At 62.2% G+C, this 19,196-nt stretch carries 13 protein-coding genes; 8 read left to right on the top strand and 5 right to left on the bottom strand.

Features of this window, described 5'->3' with window-relative positions; all coding sequences use genetic code 11:
• Window positions 1-27: 27 nt before the first annotated feature.
• The 3 genes from BSZ35_RS12910 to BSZ35_RS12900 form a co-directional block, all read right to left on the bottom strand.
• Entirely contained in the window at window positions 28-1,656 is a 1,629-nt protein-coding gene (locus BSZ35_RS12910; RefSeq protein WP_105012831.1) for a DivIVA domain-containing protein, read from the bottom strand.
• Between the two features lie 187 nt (window positions 1,657-1,843).
• Window positions 1,844-2,602 (bottom strand): YggS family pyridoxal phosphate-dependent enzyme, encoded by a 759-nt coding sequence (locus tag BSZ35_RS12905; protein ID WP_105012830.1) that lies wholly within the window; start codon window positions 2,600-2,602, stop codon window positions 1,844-1,846.
• Between the two features lie 667 nt (window positions 2,603-3,269).
• On the bottom strand, window positions 3,270-4,442 hold the full coding sequence (locus tag BSZ35_RS12900; RefSeq protein WP_105012829.1) for a TIM barrel protein: 1,173 nt from the start codon (window positions 4,440-4,442) through the stop codon (window positions 3,270-3,272).
• 362 nt (window positions 4,443-4,804) lie between these two features.
• Here BSZ35_RS12900 and BSZ35_RS12895 point away from each other — a divergent pair, with 362 nt between their 5' ends.
• From BSZ35_RS12895 to BSZ35_RS12860, 8 genes are all read left to right on the top strand, one after another.
• A complete protein-coding gene (locus BSZ35_RS12895; protein ID WP_105012828.1) occupies window positions 4,805-5,833 on the top strand; it encodes a TRAP transporter substrate-binding protein in 1,029 nt (342 codons plus the stop codon).
• Complete coding sequence (locus BSZ35_RS12890; protein ID WP_105012827.1) at window positions 5,823-6,353, top strand: TRAP transporter small permease; 531 nt, start codon at window positions 5,823-5,825, stop codon at window positions 6,351-6,353. Before BSZ35_RS12895 ends, BSZ35_RS12890 begins: the two co-directional genes overlap by 11 nt.
• A 42-nt stretch (window positions 6,354-6,395) precedes the next feature.
• A complete protein-coding gene (locus BSZ35_RS12885; RefSeq protein WP_105012826.1) occupies window positions 6,396-7,691 on the top strand; it encodes a TRAP transporter large permease in 1,296 nt (431 codons plus the stop codon).
• A 69-nt stretch (window positions 7,692-7,760) separates the two neighbouring features.
• Entirely contained in the window at window positions 7,761-9,182 is a 1,422-nt protein-coding gene (gene uxaC / locus BSZ35_RS12880; protein ID WP_105012825.1) for a glucuronate isomerase, read from the top strand.
• A 129-nt stretch (window positions 9,183-9,311) separates the two neighbouring features.
• Entirely contained in the window at window positions 9,312-9,962 is a 651-nt protein-coding gene (gene eda, locus BSZ35_RS12875) for a bifunctional 4-hydroxy-2-oxoglutarate aldolase/2-dehydro-3-deoxy-phosphogluconate aldolase (RefSeq protein WP_105012824.1), read from the top strand.
• 51 nt (window positions 9,963-10,013) lie between these two features.
• The gene (gene uxuA, locus BSZ35_RS12870) at window positions 10,014-11,036 is read left to right on the top strand and encodes a mannonate dehydratase (protein WP_105012823.1); all 1,023 of its coding nucleotides are present in this window, start codon (window positions 10,014-10,016) and stop codon (window positions 11,034-11,036) included.
• Window positions 11,037-11,108: 72 nt separating this feature from the next.
• Window positions 11,109-12,524, top strand: coding sequence for an aminotransferase class I/II-fold pyridoxal phosphate-dependent enzyme (locus tag BSZ35_RS12865; RefSeq protein WP_105012822.1), 1,416 nt, complete (start codon window positions 11,109-11,111; stop codon window positions 12,522-12,524).
• A gap of 38 nt (window positions 12,525-12,562) precedes the next feature.
• On the top strand, window positions 12,563-12,997 hold the full coding sequence (locus tag BSZ35_RS12860) for a RidA family protein (protein WP_105012821.1): 435 nt from the start codon (window positions 12,563-12,565) through the stop codon (window positions 12,995-12,997).
• Window positions 12,998-13,009: 12 nt separating this feature from the next.
• Here the strand turns inward: BSZ35_RS12860 and BSZ35_RS12855 are convergent, their stop codons facing one another.
• Together BSZ35_RS12855 and BSZ35_RS12850 are read right to left on the bottom strand one after the other, a co-directional pair.
• Complete coding sequence (locus BSZ35_RS12855; RefSeq protein WP_105012820.1) at window positions 13,010-14,248, bottom strand: Glu/Leu/Phe/Val dehydrogenase dimerization domain-containing protein; 1,239 nt, start codon at window positions 14,246-14,248, stop codon at window positions 13,010-13,012.
• 191 nt (window positions 14,249-14,439) lie between these two features.
• Window positions 14,440-18,969 carry an FG-GAP-like repeat-containing protein gene (locus tag BSZ35_RS12850; RefSeq protein WP_181149334.1) on the bottom strand — a complete coding sequence of 1,510 codons (4,530 nt, stop codon included), beginning with the start codon at window positions 18,967-18,969 and terminating at the stop codon, window positions 14,440-14,442.
• Window positions 18,970-19,196: the final 227 nt, after the last annotated feature.

Below are 19,196 nucleotides of genomic sequence, written 5' to 3'. Positions count from 1 at the left end.
TCGCGTGAGAAGACAAGACGGAGCCTCCTACTCCATGTCCTCGAGGATGCTCCAGATCTTTTCAATCTCTTCCGTAGAGGCCTCCTCCTCGTCCGTAGAGCGCGATCGATTTTTCTTCTCTTTCTTTTCCTCCTCGTCCCGCTCCTCCTCACGCTGCTGTACGTCCTCTTTGATCGCTTCAAACTGAGAGCCCGTCGGGTGTCGACTTCCCTCCTCCTCTTCGTCCGATTGTGTCGACGTGGAGCTCGCCTCCGGTGGAGAAGACGACGATTCTGCCGACGTCTCGGCAGCAGAAGGCTCTTCCTCATCGGGGAGAACGGGAAAGAGTGATCGCATGGCCCGCTCCAGGTCATCCTCTTCTTCTTCCGACGGCAGATCGGGGCCTTCCGTCGCGTCCGCTCCCGACTCGTCCACCGACGGCGTTGACACCTCCGCCGTGGGCGCCTCCGATTCCACATCGTCTCCCCCCCCTCCGCCCTCGGGCTCTTCGAAGGCCGCCGAAAAGTCCATCTCGGCCGTCTCGTCGTCCAGATCCTCGACGGTGGAGGAGGTGTCCTCTTTCTCCGACTCCGACGTGTCAGCCTCGATCGGCTCCTCTTTTACTTCTTCTCGGATGTCCTCAAACGAACGGTAGCTGTCCGATCCTCCGTCGTCCTCCGCCTTGTCGGCATCGTCGGCACTCGTGTCCGCAGCCGACGGGTCCGGCCCTGCTTCCACAGCCGGTTCCGACGGCGCGGCGTCGGCTTCCGACTCCGTCGTTTCGTCGAGCCCCCCGATGTCGGGCAGCGTGTCGTCCTCAAAAATGTCGGACTCGTTCTCGTCTTCTTCGTCGGCGGCAGAAGCCTCCTGGAATTCCTCTTCGTCGATCACGTCGGAGAGCGAGTCCTGCAGACCGGCAAACTCCTCCGCAAAGTCTTCCTCCTCCTCAACCTCTTCGGAAGCATCGGCGGCTGCCGAGGGAGGCACGTTCTGGTCTTCCACCTCGGGCTCCGCCGACACGTCCGGCTCCGGCGCCTCCTCTTTCGTCGCTTCGTCGGCAATCTCATCCGCCGCGCTCTCGATGGCTGCAGTGTCCACCTCCGGCTCGGCGGGACTCTGTTCACCTGGAGCAGACTCGTCTACCTCCGGCTCGTCTAGTGTGCTTACGTCCGGTGCACGCTCCCCCGTGCCCGTGCGTGCCTCCGGGGCACTCTCCTCTCGCGTCTGATCATCCTGCTGGTACTCGTCCAGGATTTCAAGCTCGGAGTGCAGGAATGCCCGGAGCCGGGCCACTACCTCGTTCCGGCGGTTTTGGATGGTATGAGCCTCGGCCTCCAACTGGTCGCGCTTCGCCTGCGCCCGCTGCTTGATTTCCTGCGCCTCCGTCTTCGCCTCCTGAACAATGTTCTTTGCCTCCTGCTTCGCATTCTCCAACTGTTGCTCGGCATTCCGGCGCGTCTGGTCGAGGGCCTCCTGCAATGCCTCCTCCACCCGCTGGTAGTGCTCCATCTGATTTTCGAGCTCCTGGACCTTGTTCTCCAGGCGCCGCCGCTCATCTTCCATCTCTTCCCACTGCGAGGCCACCATGTCGAGGAAGGCCTCCACCTCGTCGGGACTGTAGCCACGGAGGCTCTTGTCGAAATCCTGTTTCCGAATGTCGAGTGGCGTAAGTTTCATGACATTAATCAATCAGTGGGACAGTACACGGAGCACTCCCCGGTCCATTGAGTGTCGGGACGGAAGCGCCGTGTCCCGAATGAGTACAGAGTAGAAAACGTGACTTCAGGGAACAACTACGGGCAAGATGTGTCGCTTGATTTACCGTATTTTCACCAGAATCGCCCTACACTGTTTCGAGTCGGCGTTAATCGTAGTCGCGCGGCCCAAAGATAGCACTTCCAATTCGTACCATTGTGCTTCCTTCCTCGACGGCAATCTCGAAATCATTGCTCATGCCAATGGAGAGTTCCGTCATCTCCACACGGGGGTTGCCGGTCGGATCGTAGGTCTCAAAAAGCGATCGAACCCGTCGAAATTCGTCTCGCACCTGTTCGGAATCGTCGACGAACGAGGCCATGGCCATAAGGCCTTTGATGGCCAAGTACTCGAACTGTGCACATTGGTCTAGGACATCGTGCACCTCTGCCGGATCAAGGCCGTACTTCTGCTCCTCGCCCGTCACGTTAACCTGTACAAGACAGGGAAGCACGCGATTGTTCTTGGCCGCCCGCTCATCGAGCTCCTCAGCCAGATGCAAACTGTCGAGGGCATCGAACCAGTCGGCATGGCGCGCCACAAACTTGGCTTTGTTCGTCTGGAGGTGGCCCACCATGTGCCAGACCACGTCCCCCGCCTTGAACCGACCGGGCCGCGTCCGTGCCTTATCCCGCAACTGCCGTGCCCGATTCTCTCCAAAATGATCAATCCCCGCTGCTTTTCCTGATTCGACGGCCTGCATGGGAAATGTCTTCGAAATGCCAACGATGGTAATCTCGTCGGGCGACCGTCCGGCACGCTCACAGGCTTTTGCTATGCGTTCCCGCACGGACTGCACCCGGTTGGCGACCGCCTCGGGGCGAATCTGTTCCTGGATCTCCGGGGTGGCCTCCGGAATCTGGTTCATGTGTGCAACGGAAGGTTGTGGGGAAGCGGATCGGATGCATCCGTCATATCCCCACGTCGGTCCACTTGATCCGGATTCTGCCGAGGGCAACCGGGCCGAATCAAACCTGGAGCGCTGTCGGCCTCTCCTCTCCTAGAACGGCCTGTGCTATCGTGCAAAGTATGTGTAGTCCCCTGTAAGGGGTGCTCCCGCTCAGGAGCGGGTTTCCGGCCGAACGATTGAGGCGACTTTCGCGACAGAGAGCTACAAATCGGCTCTGAAGACCACCGCGAAAGCCACATCACATCGCGAGAGGACCGGTCAGCCATTTCCTTATACGAACGATGCAGAATGATCATGCATTTTACGAGTAGCTCCGTATCGGACGGAGTTGCTTTTGTCTATCGGAGAAGATCCCGCATCGAGCCGGAAGCAAACGGAGGAGGCTTCGTTGTGCGAACGCGCTCGGCAGATGCACATCGATCCTTCGAAGATGGTAGTAGTTCATCGGGTCGAGTACAGAAAATCTTCGGGAGCCGGAAAATGTCTTCCGGATCGTCGACTTTCAGCATAGCGGGATGTCCTGACCGATGCGTTGCGTGGGTGTGTCATCTGAACAACAAAAGGGACCCTCCCGAAACAGGAAGCGTCCCTTTCGCCCGCCCTCGAAATAAGAAGCCTCATCCGGCTAACTCGAAGTGCGGTCCGTCGCCGTCTGGAGCGTCTCGTCGAGTGCCGGCAGATCCGCCCCTTCCGGTGCCCGCTCACGCGCCAGATAGGCCTCGATGAAGCCTCGATTCTCGCTCGGGTTCGTCGTGGCCTCGATGATGCGCTCGTGGTCGAGGCCGTTGATACGTTCTTTTGCGGCCCGCAACGCATCCATCGAGATCTTGAGCGCCACGTCCACCGGCTGGCGCTCCGGGTTGATGTCGATGCCGAAGCGGCCGTCGTAGCCGTGCATCTTGAGCGTGTAAAGCCCCGCCTCCATCTGCTCCGGCGAGATGGTGCCCACGTTAAGATCCTGGTCGTAGTTGCCGAGCGGCTGGCTATTCCAGTGCGTGTGCGCGAGGCGGCCCTCCGACAGCGGCCAGGAGAGAGCGTACGGCAGATCCTCGTAGCCCATGTGCACGTGTCCGATCTCCGGGTTCATACAGACGAGCTTGTGCCCCTCGTCCAGCAGACGCCGATTCTCATCAGCCGTCAGCATTGCCTCCACGTTGCGGCCGAGAAGGTTGCCTTCGGGGGTGAGACCATAGAGAATGTGTCCGCGCGGCTCGTACGGCTTCGGCTCAAACGCTACCCGCGTGCCCGGCACGGCGTCCAGGGCCTCGGCCAGCCCCTCCTCGAAGCGGGTCCGCATGGCCGCCAGGTCGATGCCGAACGGATTTTCGTACCCGTCGATGCCCGGCCAGATCACGGAAAAGTCGGTGTCCACCTCTTTCCCGATCCGAAAGGTCCGCTTCGTCCGCTCGATGGCATTCTGGCGAACCTCCTCGTCTGGATTCGAAAGGGAGCCAAACTCGAACTGCTGGTCGTAGAAAAGAAGGGGGATCGTCGTCACGAGCTCAATGCCCGTGTCCTCCTGAAAATCCTTCCAGAGCTCGACGTTGTCCTCGTTGATTTCGTTCGGGTAGTGTGCCTCAAGTCCGACGAGGCCGTAGTCCTTCAGCGACGCTGCAATGTCGAGGCGCTCCTCAATGGAACGGGCCTCCTTGTAGTGATCGTGGAACCGGGAATCTACCTGGGTAAAGAACCAGATCCCAGCGGTAAACTCGAGATCGAGCTCAAAGCTCTTGAGATGCTCCACTAGCTCGTCGGGCGAGCGGGCGTTGGCCTGGGCACGAAGATCCTGGAGAGACATGGGTGGGTGTCGGGTCGTGTCGAAAGAACGTCGGGAACGGGCGGACGCAGGACCATGGTCAGTCCCAAGATCCCCACACCTCGGAGACGTGAGGAGAGTCGACAACGGGTCCGCCGCCACGACTCATAAAGAGAAGACTTCCTTTCATGTGCAAGTTTGCCATGGTCACAAGGAGACGGGCCGCCCCCGTGCTCCTCTGCAATCCCCGAGTCTCGTTGGAATCCGATATGCGCAGTCGTGCCAACAATCCGCACTCGGTTGACTTTTCTAGACACTCTTTTCATCTTAGGCGGCGCTGTGGCTTAACCGATTAAGCTAGGCACGCAATCTACGTTTTGCTCCTCATTGCCAGCGGTCGTCGCATGGACTCTGCGTTGCTACCGTCGCTTCGCCGGTTTTCGGCCGTGCCCCTCGGGGGCCTTCTCCTCGGGCTTCTGCTTTTCACGGGATGCGGTTCTGAGGCAGACACGACCACCCTTCGGCTGGGACACGGCATGGCCCCGGCCCACCCCGTCAGCAAGGGAATGCGGTACTTCGCCCACACGGTGGATAGCCTTTCGGACGGGAAGATGAACGTGGAAATCTATCCAAGCGAGCAGCTGGGCACCGAGCGGCAATGCCTGGAGCTGCTGCAGATCGGCAGCCTGGACATGGCCAAGGTGTCCTCGGCCGTCCTTGAAGGGTTCAGTCGCGACTATCGGGTGTTCGGCTTGCCCTACGTCTTCCGAAATGATAAGCACCGGTTCAACGTGCTCGAAGGCGAAATCGGACGCGAGATCCTGCTGTCGGGACAGGACGTGTGGCTTCGAGGCCTCACGTACTACGACGCTGGAAGCCGGAGCTTCTACACCGCCGACACTCCGATCCGCGAGCCCGCCGATCTGAAGGGCCTTAAGATTCGCGTCCAGCAGAGCCCCGTGGCGATCCAGATGGTGCAGGAGCTTGGGGCTCAGGCCACTCCGATTTCCTTCGGCGAGCTCTACACGGCCCTGCAGCAGGGGGTTGTGGAAGGGGCCGAGAACAATCCCCCGAGCTTGCACTCGACTCGCCACTACGAGCTGGTCGACTATTACTCTCTCGACCAACACACCTCTCCCCCGGACGTGCTGCTCATCAGCACCCACACCTGGGAGGATCTCACCGAACAGCAACGCTCGTGGGTGCAGACCGCCGCCGACGCCTCCCTGCAGAAGCAGAAAGCGTACTGGGCCCAGGCCGAAAGGGAGGCAATGAAGGTGGTGAAGGAAGCAGGGGTCGAGATTGTCCGCCCGGACAAGTCGAAGTTCGTCGAGGCCGTGCAGCCTCTTTACGAACAGTACCGCAAAAATCAGCCCCGCGTCTACGAGCTCTTCCAGCGCATTCGAAATCTACACTCGTCCGATGACTCTTGAACAGGTGACGAACGTGGTCGACCAAGGACTGAGGGGCCTCCTCGTCGTGTTGATGAGCATGGCCGTCCTGAATGTTCTCTGGCAGGTCTTTACCCGCTTCGTGATTAGTGCCCCCAGTGGCTTCACCGAGGAACTGGCCCGGTATCTTTTGATCTGGGTTGGCATTCTCGGGTCTGGTTACGCTGCGGGGAAGCGCAGCCACCTTGCCCTTGAACTTCTACCCGAAAAGCTGGAGGGACGCCGGCACCATCGGCTTCAGATCGTCATTGAGGTGTGCATTTTCACCTTTGCTGTCGTCGTGATGGGGGCCGGCGGGGTTCGTCTCGTGTACCTCCTGCTTCTTTCGGGACAGACCTCCTCGTCCCTCAACATTCTGGTCGGCTACGTCTACGCGGCGGTGCCACTCTCCGGCCTCGTCATTGCGTTTTACAGTGTCGTGCACATAATCGAGGAGGCACGAGCACTGCGTGCGCTGCCTGGCGAAAATCCCGACCCAGAGGTCACTCCTCCAAACGCGTAGCCCGCCTTTGCTCCGACCTGCTCAATCGACTCGGCTGATCTCATGGAGGTTCTTCCGGTTCTCATTCTCCTTCTGGTCTTCGTGGTGACGCTGGCGATTGGGGTGCCCGTCGCGTTTTGTCTCGGCCTGAGCACCACGGCAGCGCTCCTCGTCGGGATTGATCCGCTGCCGGTTATCACCACCGTGGCTCAGCGCATGGCGGCAAGCCTCAACTCATTCCCACTGCTGGCCATTCCGTTTTTCATCCTCGCGGGGGAGCTCATGAATCAGGGCGGGATGGCGCGCCGCCTCGTGGACTTTGCGAAGGGGCTCGTGGGCATGCTTCCCGGGGGGCTCGCCTACGTAAACGTGGTGGCTGCCATGCTCTTCGGGGCCATCTCGGGCTCTGCCGCCGCGGCTGCATCGGCAGTTGGCGGCTTCATGGCGCCGCAGATGGAAGCCGAGGGCTACGACAAAAACTTCAGTGCGGCCGTCAACTCCACGGCCGCCACAACCGGCCTCCTCATCCCCCCCAGCAACATCCTCATCGTCTACTCGCTCGCGAGTGGGGGTGTCTCCATCGCTGCTCTCTTCCTCGCGGGCTACCTTCCCGGCCTCCTGGTCGGCCTGAGCCTGATGGCCGTGGCCGGATACTGGTCGTTTCGTGCCAACTACCCCACCTCCGAGCGGCTCCCGCTGTCGACGGTCTTCTGGCGATTTCTGGAGGCCGTGCCCAGCCTGCTCATGCTTGTTGTCGTCATTGGCGGAATTGTGGCCGGCATCTTTACGGCCACAGAGGCCGCCGCCGTGGCCGTGCTCTATGCCCTCGTCCTCGCCTTCGTGTACCGGGCCATCGGAATCGACGACCTGCCCGACATTCTCATCAATACGGTGAACACGACGGCGATCGTGATGCTGCTGATCGCGACCTCGATCGCCCTCTCGTGGATGATGTCCTTCGAAAATATTCCCCAACTCATCTCTGAAGGCATCCTGGGCCTCACCGAGAGCAAGATTCTGATCCTGCTCCTGATGAACCTCATCCTGCTGGTGGTGGGGACGTTCATGGACATGACGCCTGCGGTGCTCATCTTCACCCCGCTCTTCCTGCCGATCGCCACCAACCTCGGCATCGATCCCGTCCACTTCGGGATGATTCTGGTGCTCAACCTGTGCGTGGGGCTCTGCACGCCACCGGTCGGGACCGTCCTGTTCGTGGGCGCCGCCGTGGGCAATACCTCCATCTCCCGAATGATTCGGCCCATGCTTCCCCTGTATGCGGCCATGGTGGTGTCGCTACTCCTCGTGACCTACGCCCCTTGGATCAGTCTCTGGCTCCCGTCGCTCTTCGGCTTCTAACCTCCCGGCGTCCGGTCGCCACAGTCCCTCGCCCGCGGATTCGCCGCTCTCTGCTCAACCCCCTCCGCAATGGCTCGTCTCACCCTCCACGACGACCGCTTCTTCGATCCGAACCCCGCCATTCGCCGCATCGCGCGGATGCTGTACAGCGAGGTGCGCGATCTGCCCCTCGTGTGTCCGCATGGCCACGTGCCGCCGGCGCTCCTGGCCGAAAACGAGCCGTTCCCGGAACCGACCTCCCTCATCTTCACGCCGGACCACTACATTTTTCGGATGCTGTACTCGCAGGGCCTTCGGCTGGAGGATCTGGGCATTCCGACAGTGGACGGCACGCCGGTGGAAGACAACCCCCGCACCATCTGGCAGACGTTTGGCGAACACTACTACCTCTTCCGCGGCACCCCGACCCGCGCCTGGCTCGACTACGAGCTCTACACCGTCTTCGACGTGCGTCAACGGCTGGATGGCGACACGGCAATGGACATCTACGACCAGATTCAGTCCAAGCTGCAGCAACCCGAGTTTCGCCCGCGGGCGCTCTTCGACCAGTTCGACATCGACGTTCTCACGACCACGGACGCCGCGTCCGATTCCCTGGAGCACCACCAGGCGCTCCGTGCGTCGGACTGGGACGGGCGCGTGGTGCCCTGCTTCCGCCCCGACGCCGCCCTCCAGATTGCGGCGGACGGGTGGAAGAAGGAACTCCATCGCCTCGCCGACGCCGCCGACACGACCATCGACTCGTATGAGGCGTTTGTGCAGGCCCTCGAAGACCGGCGCGCCTACTTCAAAGAAATGGGGGCCACCTCCACGGACCACGGCGTCTACAACCCTCACACAGAGCGCCTGTCCGACGGGGCGGCCGAGCGCATCTTCCAGCGGGCGCTGGCGGGAGAGGCCACCGAGGACGACCAGGCCCAGTTCGAGGCCCACATGCTCATGGAAATGGCGCGCATGAGCGTGGATGACGGCCTCGTGATGCAGATCCATCCGGGCTCGTACCGCAACCACAACGAGGCCTTGTATCAGCGCTTCGGCGCCGACGTCGGGGGCGATATTCCGGTGCGCACCGAATACACACGCAACCTGAAGGCCCTGCTCAATGCGTACGGCACCAATCCAGACTTCTCCCTGGTCGTCTTTACCCTCGACGAGACGTCGTACGGACGCGAGCTGGCGCCCCTGGCCGGCCATTACCCGGCGATGCGGATCGGTCCCCCCTGGTGGTTCTTCGACAGCATCGAGGGCATGAAGCGCTATCGTCGCCAAATTACGGAAACGGCCGGCTTCTACAACACCGCCGGATTCAACGACGATACCCGTGCGTTCCTCTCCATCCCCGCCCGGCACGACCTCGCCCGCCGCCTCGACGCCAATTACGTGGCCACGCTCGTCGCCCGTCATCAAATCGAATTGGATGAGGCCCACGACATCATGGAGGACCTCGCGATCGGCCTGGTGCGTGACACCTACAACCTGGGGACAGAGTGACGTCCGGCTTCCAGGAATCCGGATGCCCTCCGATAATCGACAACGGTCCACCGGCAGCCGTCGGGGTACGCGACGCTCCTGTGCAACGAATCATCTGGCCCCACTGACCTCAACTGTACCGACCCTCCCATGACCCGACATGACCTCGTGCACACCCTCGGCAATACGGGCGCCGTGGCCATTATCCGCATGGCGGACGCGCAGAAGCTCATGCGAGTCATCGACGCCATTCGGGCGGGGGGCATTCCAGCCATCGAGATTACCATGACGACGCCGAACGCCTTGCGCGTTATCGAGGAGGCGACCTCGGCCTACGCGGCCGATGAGGACGTCCTCATCGGCGTAGGCTCCGTCCTCGACGGCCCCACGGCCCGACGAGCCATCAGCGCGGGGGCGCAGTACGTGGTGAGTCCGGTGCTCAAGGCCGAGATGATTGAGACGTGCCACCGCTACGACGTGCCCGCGATTCCCGGCGCGTTTACCCCTACCGAGGTGCAGCGTGCCCATGAGCTCGGCGCGGACGTGGTGAAGGTCTTTCCGGCAAGTTCCGTCGGGCCAGGGTTCGTCAGTGCCCTCAAAGCCCCGATGCCGCACCTCACGCTGATGCCGACCGGCGGCGTAGGCCTCACGGATGTGGATCGATGGCTAAACGCCGGCGCGTCGATGGTGGGCATCGGCAGCGCCCTGCTCGACGACGACGCGATTGCCGAGGGAGATTTCGATCAGCTCACCGAAAATGCCCGCACCCTCCGCCGCACCATTGACGAGGTCCGCGGGTAGTGGGCCGACCCTTCCCCTCCCGTTCCTTCTCCTCGCCCCTTCCCTTTGCCGATGCACCTCTCGTTCCGCTGGTACGGCCCCGACGACCCGGTGTCGCTGACGAAGATCCGCCAGATCCCTGGCATGACGAACATCGTCAGTGCGCTCTACGACGTGCCGGTGGGCACCGCGTGGCCGCTCGACCGGCTCAAACAGCTCCGCGACCAGGTGGAAGCAGCCAACCTTCAGCTGTCTGTGATCGAGAGCATCCCCGTCCACGAAGACATCAAACTGGGACGGTCGGGACGCGACCGCCACATCGATGCCTTCCGTCAGTCGCTCGAACACGTGGCCGCGGTCGGGGCCGACGTGGTCTGCTACAACTTTATGCCGGTGGTGGACTGGACGCGCACCTCAACCGACACGCCACTCCCCGACGGCTCCACCACACTCAGCTACGATCACAACACGCTCCAGCAACTCGACGACATCGACGAGCTGTCGGGCCTGCCCGGCTGGGCCACCGCCTACGACCCCGCCGACCTGCGGGCCCTCATGGACGCCTACGACGATGTGTCGGCCGAGGACTTGTGGGTGAACCTTGCCTACTTCTTGGAGCGGGTGGTGCCGGTGGCCGAGCGTGTGGGCGTCCCGCTCGCCATCCACCCGGACGATCCCCCCTGGTCCCTCTTCGGCCTGCCCCGCATCGTCACGAGCGGGGACGCCCTTCAGCGACTTACGGAGCTCGTGGACAGCCCCGCAAACGGCGTGACCCTCTGCACGGGCTCCCTCGGAGCGGATCCCTCGCAGGACCTCCCAACCATCGTCCGTCGACTGAACGACCGTATCCACTTCGTCCACGCCCGCAACGTGGCGGTCACGGGACCGAAGCAATTCCACGAAACGGCGCATCCGGAAGGCGACGTCGACTTTCATGCCGTTCTGCGTGCCCTCAAAGATATTGGCTTCGACGGGCCGCTCCGCCCCGACCACGGCCGCATGATCTGGGGAGAAACGGGACGCCCCGGCTACGGCCTCCACGACCGGGCCCTCGGGGCCAGCTATCTGCACGGACTCTGGGACGCGCTGGACTAACGCCTCTTGATCCCGTTGGGGAAAACAGGTACGTTTCAGGCCCGCCTGTTTTTCCCAAAAACATTTCCACTCATGGATCGAGACGGCCTTCAGCTCTCACGCGAGCAGATGCGGTCGCTGGGCTATCGCATCGTCGACCTCCTGGTTGATCATTTTGCGGAAACAGACGAAAACACAGGCCGCTCCCCTTCTCGGGCGGCGCTGGAGGAGGCGCTTCGGGAGGACCTTCCAGAAACAGGCGCGGATCCGCACGCCGTGCTCGATCAGGTGGAGGAGGACATCCTGCCCAACACGAGACGAATCGATCACGCACGCTTCTTCGGCTTCGTGCCGGGCCCAAACAACTTCATCGGGACAATGGCCGATGCCCTAGCATCGGGCTTCAACATCTTCTCCGGGACTTGGATCTCGGGGGCTGCGGCGGCTCAGGTGGAGCTGATAACCATCGACTGGCTCCGGTCGATGTGCGGCCTACCGGACGACGCAGGCGGGCTGTTCACCAGCGGCGGATCCATGGCAAACGTGACGGCCCTTGCCGCTGCCCGCCACGCCCAACTAGACGACGTACTGGACGATGCGGTGGCGTACTGCTCCGACCAAACGCACACGTCGGTAGACCGGGCGTTCCGCCTTCTTGGATTTCAGCCTCAGCAACTGCGCCGCCTCCCCTCCGACGACCAGTTTCGCCTCGACGTGGAGGCCCTAACGGAGGCTATTGCGACCGACCGCGCCGACGGCCGCCGCCCTTTCTGTGTGATCGCCAACGCAGGGACCACCAACACGGGCGCCGTGGATCCGCTGCCGGCCCTGGCCGAGCGGGCCGAAGCGGAGGACCTCTGGCTGCACGTGGACGGGGCGTATGGGGCGCCTACCGCCATCTGCGAGCGCGGGACGGATCGCCTCAACGGTCTCGATCGCGCGGACTCGATCACTCTTGATCCTCACAAGTGGCTCTTTCAACCCTTCGAGATTGGCGGGGTGCTGGTACGGGACACGACTCACCTGCGCCGTGCCTTTCGGCTCGAAGGCGAATACCTCGAAGATGCGATGGGCGCCGACGAGGAGGTAAACTTCTCGGCGTACGGCATCCAACTGACCCGCAGCTTTCGTGCCCTCAAGCTGTGGATGACCCTCAAAGTCTTTGGCCGTGAACACGTTGCAGCAGCGGTAGAGCAAGGATTCGAACGGGCCGAGCAGGCCGAACGACTTCTCCGCAATCAGTCCGAATGGAGGGTGGTCACGCCCGCGCAGATGGGCGTCGTGACGTTTCGGTGCGCACCGGACGGGTGGGACAAATCTCGAATTGATGCCCTCAACCGCCGGCTGGCCCCAGCGATTAATGAGGAAGACCAGATCTTCCTCACGAAAACGACACTCAACGGGCGTCCGGTGCTCCGCCTCTGTCCGATTAATCCACGCACAGCCGCCCGAGACATTCAGATGGCCCTGGACCGGCTCGACGAACTCCGGCACAGCGTCCAGGTGTAGGTCCCCTCCGCTCGTTTCCAGCACAACTGTCTCCCATCATGAAGCACCAACGTATCTCCAGTGACACCGAGTGGGAAGCCCAGGTCGGCTACTCCCGGGCCGTACGCGCCGGATCGCATGTGCATGTGGCCGGCACGACGGCAACGAACGAAGAGGGCAATATTGTGGGCGTCGGTGATCCGTACCGTCAAACCAAACAGGCCCTGAACAATATCGACGCGGCCCTTCAAGAAGCTGGGGCAGCACTTGAAAATGTAGTGCGCACCCGACTCTTCGTCGTGAATATCGATCAGTGGAACGCGATTGGGAGGGCCCACGGCGAGGTGTTTGGGGACATTCGCCCGGCAACCAGCATGGTAGAAGTCAATCGCCTGATCGAGCCGGCACTGCTGGTGGAAATCGAAGCCGTCGCGATTGTTGAAAACGACCGGCCGTACCCCTCATCCGCACGAGCCCACAGAGCCCAGTCGTAATCCTCCCTTTCATTACTGCAAGCCTCGCATCTCGGTGGCGTGACAGACCTGATCGATGGCGTTGACGAATGCAGCGGTCCGCATCGACACGTCGTACTCCGTCATCGTGTCGCGCAGAGCCGCATGTGCATCGACGAAGCGCTCCTCCAGCTGCTCGTTGATCTCCGACTCGGTCCAGCTAAAGTGCTGGATGTTCTGGGCCCACTCAAAGTAGCTCACCGTCACTCCACCTGCGTTTGCGAAGATGTCAGGAATGCAGGTAATGCCCCGATTTTCCAGAATCTGATTGGCCGCATAGGTGGTTGGGCCGTTGGCCGCCTCCAGTACGTAATCGGCCTGCACGTCGTCGGCGTTCTCTTCGGTAAGCACGCCACCAATCGCCGCCGGCATTAGCACGTCGCAGTCGAGAGTCATCAGCTCCTCATTCGTGATCGAGGGGGCGTCGTCAAAACGCTCCAGGGTTCCCTCTGCCGCCACGTGCTCCCAAACAGATGGAATGTCGAGCCCCGTCGGGTCGTGGTAGCCCCCTGTAATGTCGCTCACCGCTGTGATCTTGGCCCCCTTCTCGTGCAGTAGTCGCGCGGCCCAGCTTCCCACGTTGCCGAAGCCCTGAATGGCGATCTCTGTGCCTTCTATGCTTTTTCCTTCGTGGTTGAGCACTTCACGAAGCGCAAACATACACCCCCGCCCAGTGGCCGCCTCGCGCCCAACCGAGCCATGCACATCGACCGGTTTTCCCGTGACGACTGCCGGTTCGAACCCGTGGAAATTAGAGTACTCATCAAAGAGCCACGCCATTACCTGTCCATCCGTATTCATATCCGGCGCCGGAATGTCCGTCGTCGGCCCGATAAATTCGTGGGTCGTTTCCACAAAACACCGCGTGAGGCGTTCAGTCTCGCCAGTGCTCAGTTCCTGCGGATCGACCTGAATGCCCCCCTTCGCTCCTCCGTACGGCACCCCAATCAATGCCGTCTTCCAGGTCATAAGGCTGGCCAGGGACTGCACCTCGTTTCGGTTCACGCTGGAAGCATAACGAAGCCCCCCCTTGAACGGACCGCGCGCATTGTCGTGCTGCACCCGATAGCCAATAAAGTTTCCGACGGAGTCGTCATCCATCCTGATCACGAGCTCGACGCGAACCTCCCGAGCCGGTGTCTTCAGCATGTGCTCGGTCTTCGGATCGAGCCCGAGGGTGTCAAAGCCATCTTGGAGATACTTGTTGGTTGTCTCGTAGGCGCTTCCGGACATAGAGATCGAAGATGGGGTTTGAGAGAGTTGACGTGGTGGCACTCAATCTGTCCCGAACGAAACGCGCCTCATTGCCCCTCCGCAGCCGGTCCGTTCGGGAGACACGGTAAGGTCGTCTCATGATACTCGCTGCACTCCAGGATCGCAACGCCACTCGTGCCGGCCCGAACGCCTGCACGCCCTGAACGTGCTTACCGGACCAGCACCATTTTGCGTGTCTCGGTGAAGTCGGTCGCCTCGATCCGATAGAAATACACCCCGCTCCCGACCGGATGGCCATACCGGCTTTTCCCCTCCCACCGGATCGCGTGCCGTCCCGCCTTCTTTTTTCCATCGACCAGCGTGCGCACCCGCTGCCCCAGCACGTTGTACACCTGAACCGTCACCTCCTGCGGGTCGGCCAACACGTACTCGATGGTTGTCTCTCCCCTAAATGGATTCGGATAGTTCCCCCGCAGTTCGTTGCTGAACGCCTCCACCGATATCCCTTCGCTATTGTCCCTCGCGTAGGCCTCCGTCCCGACCACCACCTTCAAACGCCGCACCGCCCCTGGCTCCAACACTAGCTTTCGGCCAGCCACCATCCGGCGCTTCCGGTCCAGATCCAGCAGGTAGCGGCGCTGTCCCTCCGGCAAGTGGCCTTGGGCCTTCACTCGGAGCTGAACCGTCTGCGCGGCCTCCTCGTCCTGGTTGCTTACAACCAGAGGCCAGCTCCGCCCCTGGGCCGACGGGACGCCTCCCTCTACCGGCGGCTTGAAGCTCCCGGCCCACCGCCCCGCCCCACTGGCGTCCCTCTCGTCTCCCCTAACGCTCAGCCGCACCGACCGTCCGACCGGCGGGGCCTGCGCAAAATCCAGTGCATCCGCGCCTTCCCGTGCCTCCGGACGTAGCCCAAGCCATACCCGATGCGGACGGCCCCCGCCAGAACCACTGGGCCACGCCCCAATCCGGAGGGTATAGCCCGGCCGTTGAGCCGCGCGCTCGGACGCCCCCTGCCCGCTCGGCGACACGCTGCCTTCGGTCCCCCGTCCGGTAGAGGCCTCTTCGGAGGGCGACCCACTGGCCGACGCCTGTTGTCCAGTGCCGCGCTTCGACACCTCCTGTCCGGCAGTGCCTTGATGCGAAGGACGCCGCGCCGGAGCCCCGAGCCGACCGGTGCCCGCCAGCGCCTCCGGGCCCACCGACCGTCCGCGCGTCTGCTGCATGCCGCCCTCGGTCGTGGTGGCCCCCACTGGCGGCACAACCAGCGTGTCCGGTTGAGATCCCCGGTTGTGCAAAAAGTACCCCTCCCACGCCGACAGCACCGGCTCCCCATAGCGGTAGCCCTCCCCCGTCCGATACCCTACCGGCGCTCCCACCTGGGTCGAGTCGATCCCCGACGCCGCCCGCACCGCCGACCACGGCACCGCAAACCCGAAGGGATTCCCAATCTGCGTCCACCCCGGCGCCAGCACGATCGTCTGTGGCTTCGACGCATCGACCGTCCGTCCCTCGCCTACCGCAAGGCTGTCGGCGCCCGACGTAATCAACCACAGGCCCTGCCCCGGCCGCAGGGAGTCGAGCTGCGGATACTCGCGGTACCCTCCCTCCGCCCCCTCCCCACGACCACTCGGTGCCCATCGCATCAGTCGCCATTCGGCAGGGTTGTAGGCCCCGTAGGCCGCCTCTAAAGCCGACCGAATCCCCTCTGCCGGACGCGCCGGCACCGATACCATCCGGTAGGCCTGCGGCTGCATCTGAAAGGGGGCTGCCCACTCCGTGAAGGAGACGGGCATGTGAAACGGATCGTCCTGAGCGGCCGCCTCCGTTCCTCCCGGCACCACAACCGAAAAATCGCCCTCCTGGAGAACCACGTAGTAGTCCACTCCCTGCCTCGTCACGAGCGCCTCGGCAATCTGAGACGAATCCGTCTGCACTTGATACTCTTGCCCTCCCCCCTGACGGGCGTAGAGGCGACGCCTCGTGGGCTCGAACGGACCTTGCGGGGTGACGGAGATTCCGATCGGCTCTCCTCGTGGAGCTGCCTCCCGATCGGTCTGCGTCGTTACCTGGGCATCGACCCCCGTCCCGGTTAGCACCGTCGTTGCCTGAGTGCCCACCGGCGATGTCAGCGTAACCGCCGCGGTCTGTCCGGTCCCTGCCTCATCAGGATGAAAGGCGACCCGGGCCGTACGGGTGCTTCCTGGGGGGAGCGTTTCTTCCCCAGTGTCGTCAAGAATTGTGTAGTCCGCTCGATTGTCGAGGGTCAGTGTCAATCCGGTAGCCTCCCCACTTCCCGTATTCTCAAAAACGAGACGCACCTCCGATGCATTCGTCCCGACCTGCCCCCGCCCAATCGCCACGGAGTCGCGACGAGCCGATAAAACAGCCTCTCCCTTCACCCGCAGGGTAACCGGAATCTCCACACTCTCCTGGAGAGGATCATTGCTCAAAATGTGAACTGCGCCGTAAACGGTGGTGTCAGGAGGAAGCACATCCGTGGTCATGGTGGCCTCCATTTCCACGGATACGCCGGGATCCAACGACCCGGAGGTGGGAGACAGCGATAACCACTCCACACTTCCAAGCGGGGCACTCCCCTGATTGGGAAACCAGTCACTCGGATAATCGGAGGTGCCGACAGCACCGCTTACGTTCATCGGCAGCGTTCCTTCAATGAAGGACAACGGGACCGAGAAGTGTACGGCTGAGCTATCGACTGCCACCGGCAGCTCGGTGACGGTCCCGTCAGATGTGGTTTCAGAAAGGAAAATGCCCCCCGATCCAAGGTCGGCCCCCACGACCTGATACTCAACACCGGTAGAGGTATCCTGATCGACGTCAAACGACAGACTGAAGGCGTAGTTGCTCGTATCCACCGGCTGAGCGTGCTCCAACACCACATTGATCTGCTCTCCGGAGATGCCCATTCGAACCTGGTCGAGATTGACGGTTGCGGTGTCAGTCGCGACGGGGTCATCGAGAAAAAGCGGGGGCTCGTCGCTGTGCGACTTGGGTCCAGGCGGGGAGAAAGAAACGGGTTCACCGCTCGTCTCAACCGGCAGCGGCCACTCGTCTACTCTTCTCGTTGCCCGGAGCAGCTTGGACGTGCTATCCCCATCGGAGGCCGTCACGAATGCATTGAACTGTAAGGCCGCGGCCGCCGAGTCAGAAGCAATGTTCTCAATCTGAATGGACTGCGTCCTCGACTCGCCGGCGGCCACGGTGTCGGTCAACGCCGATGAGTCCACCCCTATCGCGGGCGGGATGAATTCGCCCCCATTCTGGTAGAGGGTCGCCGTTGGCCCTCCATCTCCTGTCGTGTCGCCCGTTACCACGAGATCCAGGGTCCCATCCCCGTCAAGATCCCCCCAATCCGACGTGCTGTATTCAACGGCCGTGAGGCTATCGGTATGAAGCGAAAAGCTTCCCTTCCCCGCATTTCTGTACAGAAGTGTCGTTGGGGTAGACGTCCCATCACGTCCCGTGAGGACTAGATCTGCCGCCCCATCCCCGTCAAAATCGCCGAAGGTGGAGGAGCCGAGCGCCACACCTGCAGGTAGCTCGCTCGCCGGCGTGAAGGTGCCCGTTCCGTCATTCTCAAAAAGCATTGCGGACCCCGACTGCTCTGCTTGCTCCCCCGTAAGGACGAGGTCGAGGTCCCCGTCCGCATCCACGTCCCCGAAGTCGGCAGATCCACGTGCGACGGCCGGCAGGCCCGTCTCAGCAACCGTAAAGTTCCCCGAGCCGTCGTTTTTGTAGAGGGTGGTCGAGTAGCTGTCCTCAGCGGAGCGCCCCGTCACGAGCAGATCAAGATCGCCGTCATTGTCAACGTCTCCGAACGTAGACGTGCCTGCAGACACCCCCTGGAGTTGCACATCGGATTGGATGAGGTCGCCTCCCCCTTGATTTATGTAGAGCATGGTGGTCCGAATATTGTCACTCGTCACTCCCGTAACCACAAGATCGAGATCCCCATCGTTGTCGACATCCCCCATGTCGGCCGAGCTGTTCGTCACCCCTCCAATTCCGACTCCTGCAGGCGAAAAATTCCCGGCTCCATCGTTGAGATAGAGCGTTGCGGTCGGAATGCTTCCGTCGGATCCAACCACGAGCAGATCAAGGGCGCCATCGTTGTCAACGTCCCCGAACCCCACTGACGCCCCCGTCCCGTCGCGCCCTGTCACGTCGACGAGCCCCGCATCGGCCACCGTAAAGTCGCCCCCTCCTTGATTGAGGTAGAGAGTAGTCGACGGAGCCGACCCATCGCTGCCAACCACAACGAGGTCCAAGCGCCCATCGCCATTCACGTCTCCGAGATCAGCGTCGCCGTACTGGACCCCGGCGATGCCTGCTCCAAATGGCGCAAAGCGCCCCCCTCCGCCCGCTACCACCGAGAATCGCTGTGCAGCGGCCCCCGTGCTCCCCCCGACCGTGACCGATACCGACACGACTCCACTAATTCCGCTGGGAACCCGGGCGTAGAGAACCCCATCCCCCACACTGTCCACTGGCGCCGTGACATCCGCAAATCGGACAGTGTTCTCGCTCGGGGTCGCCCCAAAGCCGCTTCCGTAGATGCGCACCGACGTGCCGGACGTCCCACTTTCCGGATGTAGGGCGGTAATGGTCTGAGCCCGAAGAAGGCTCGTCCCTCCCAACAGCAGAAGCACGGCCGCAATAATTCCTGCACGCGAATAGGCTGGTGAGCCGAGCAGATCGCGCAACGAAAAACAATCCATGATCCCGAGAGGTGCGCTGACGGAAAAGAGACGAAAAGGAACCGATTTCCGTTCTCGCGAGGATCGTCGACAACAAGAGGTGACCAAGCACGACGACCTGGACGCCCCAAATCGGAGCATGACGTACGACCGGGGCGTCGATCCGCGAGCCGATCTCTCCCACCACCCGGAGAAAGCGCGTCCCGAACTGAACATTCTCAGCGACCGAGCGGCAAGACCTCCCTACG

The organism is Salinibacter sp. 10B (assembly GCF_002954405.1).
Taxonomy (GTDB): domain Bacteria; phylum Bacteroidota; class Rhodothermia; order Rhodothermales; family Salinibacteraceae; genus Salinibacter.
Note: the sequence above shows the minus strand (reverse complement) of the source record. Positions and strands in the feature narration are given on the sequence as shown.

Excerpts from the sequence above, each read along its gene's own strand:
- BSZ35_RS12855 (WP_105012820.1), bottom strand. The coding sequence starts at position 14,248 with ATGTCCGGAAGCGCCTACGAGACAACCAACAAGTATCTCCAAGATGGC.
- BSZ35_RS12865 (WP_105012822.1), top strand. The coding sequence starts at position 11,109 with ATGGATCGAGACGGCCTTCAGCTCTCACGCGAGCAGATGCGGTCGCTG.
- BSZ35_RS12885 (WP_105012826.1), top strand. The coding sequence starts at position 6,396 with ATGGAGGTTCTTCCGGTTCTCATTCTCCTTCTGGTCTTCGTGGTGACG.
- BSZ35_RS12900 (WP_105012829.1), bottom strand. The coding sequence starts at position 4,442 with ATGTCTCTCCAGGATCTTCGTGCCCAGGCCAACGCCCGCTCGCCCGAC.
- BSZ35_RS12905 (WP_105012830.1), bottom strand. The coding sequence starts at position 2,602 with ATGAACCAGATTCCGGAGGCCACCCCGGAGATCCAGGAACAGATTCGC.
- eda (WP_105012824.1), top strand. The coding sequence starts at position 9,312 with ATGACCCGACATGACCTCGTGCACACCCTCGGCAATACGGGCGCCGTG.
- BSZ35_RS12890 (WP_105012827.1), top strand. The coding sequence starts at position 5,823 with ATGACTCTTGAACAGGTGACGAACGTGGTCGACCAAGGACTGAGGGGC.
- BSZ35_RS12860 (WP_105012821.1), top strand. The coding sequence starts at position 12,563 with ATGAAGCACCAACGTATCTCCAGTGACACCGAGTGGGAAGCCCAGGTC.
- uxuA (WP_105012823.1), top strand. The coding sequence starts at position 10,014 with ATGCACCTCTCGTTCCGCTGGTACGGCCCCGACGACCCGGTGTCGCTG.
- BSZ35_RS12850 (WP_181149334.1), bottom strand. The coding sequence starts at position 18,969 with ATGGATTGTTTTTCGTTGCGCGATCTGCTCGGCTCACCAGCCTATTCG.
- uxaC (WP_105012825.1), top strand. The coding sequence starts at position 7,761 with ATGGCTCGTCTCACCCTCCACGACGACCGCTTCTTCGATCCGAACCCC.
- BSZ35_RS12910 (WP_105012831.1), bottom strand. The coding sequence starts at position 1,656 with ATGAAACTTACGCCACTCGACATTCGGAAACAGGATTTCGACAAGAGC.
- BSZ35_RS12895 (WP_105012828.1), top strand. The coding sequence starts at position 4,805 with ATGGACTCTGCGTTGCTACCGTCGCTTCGCCGGTTTTCGGCCGTGCCC.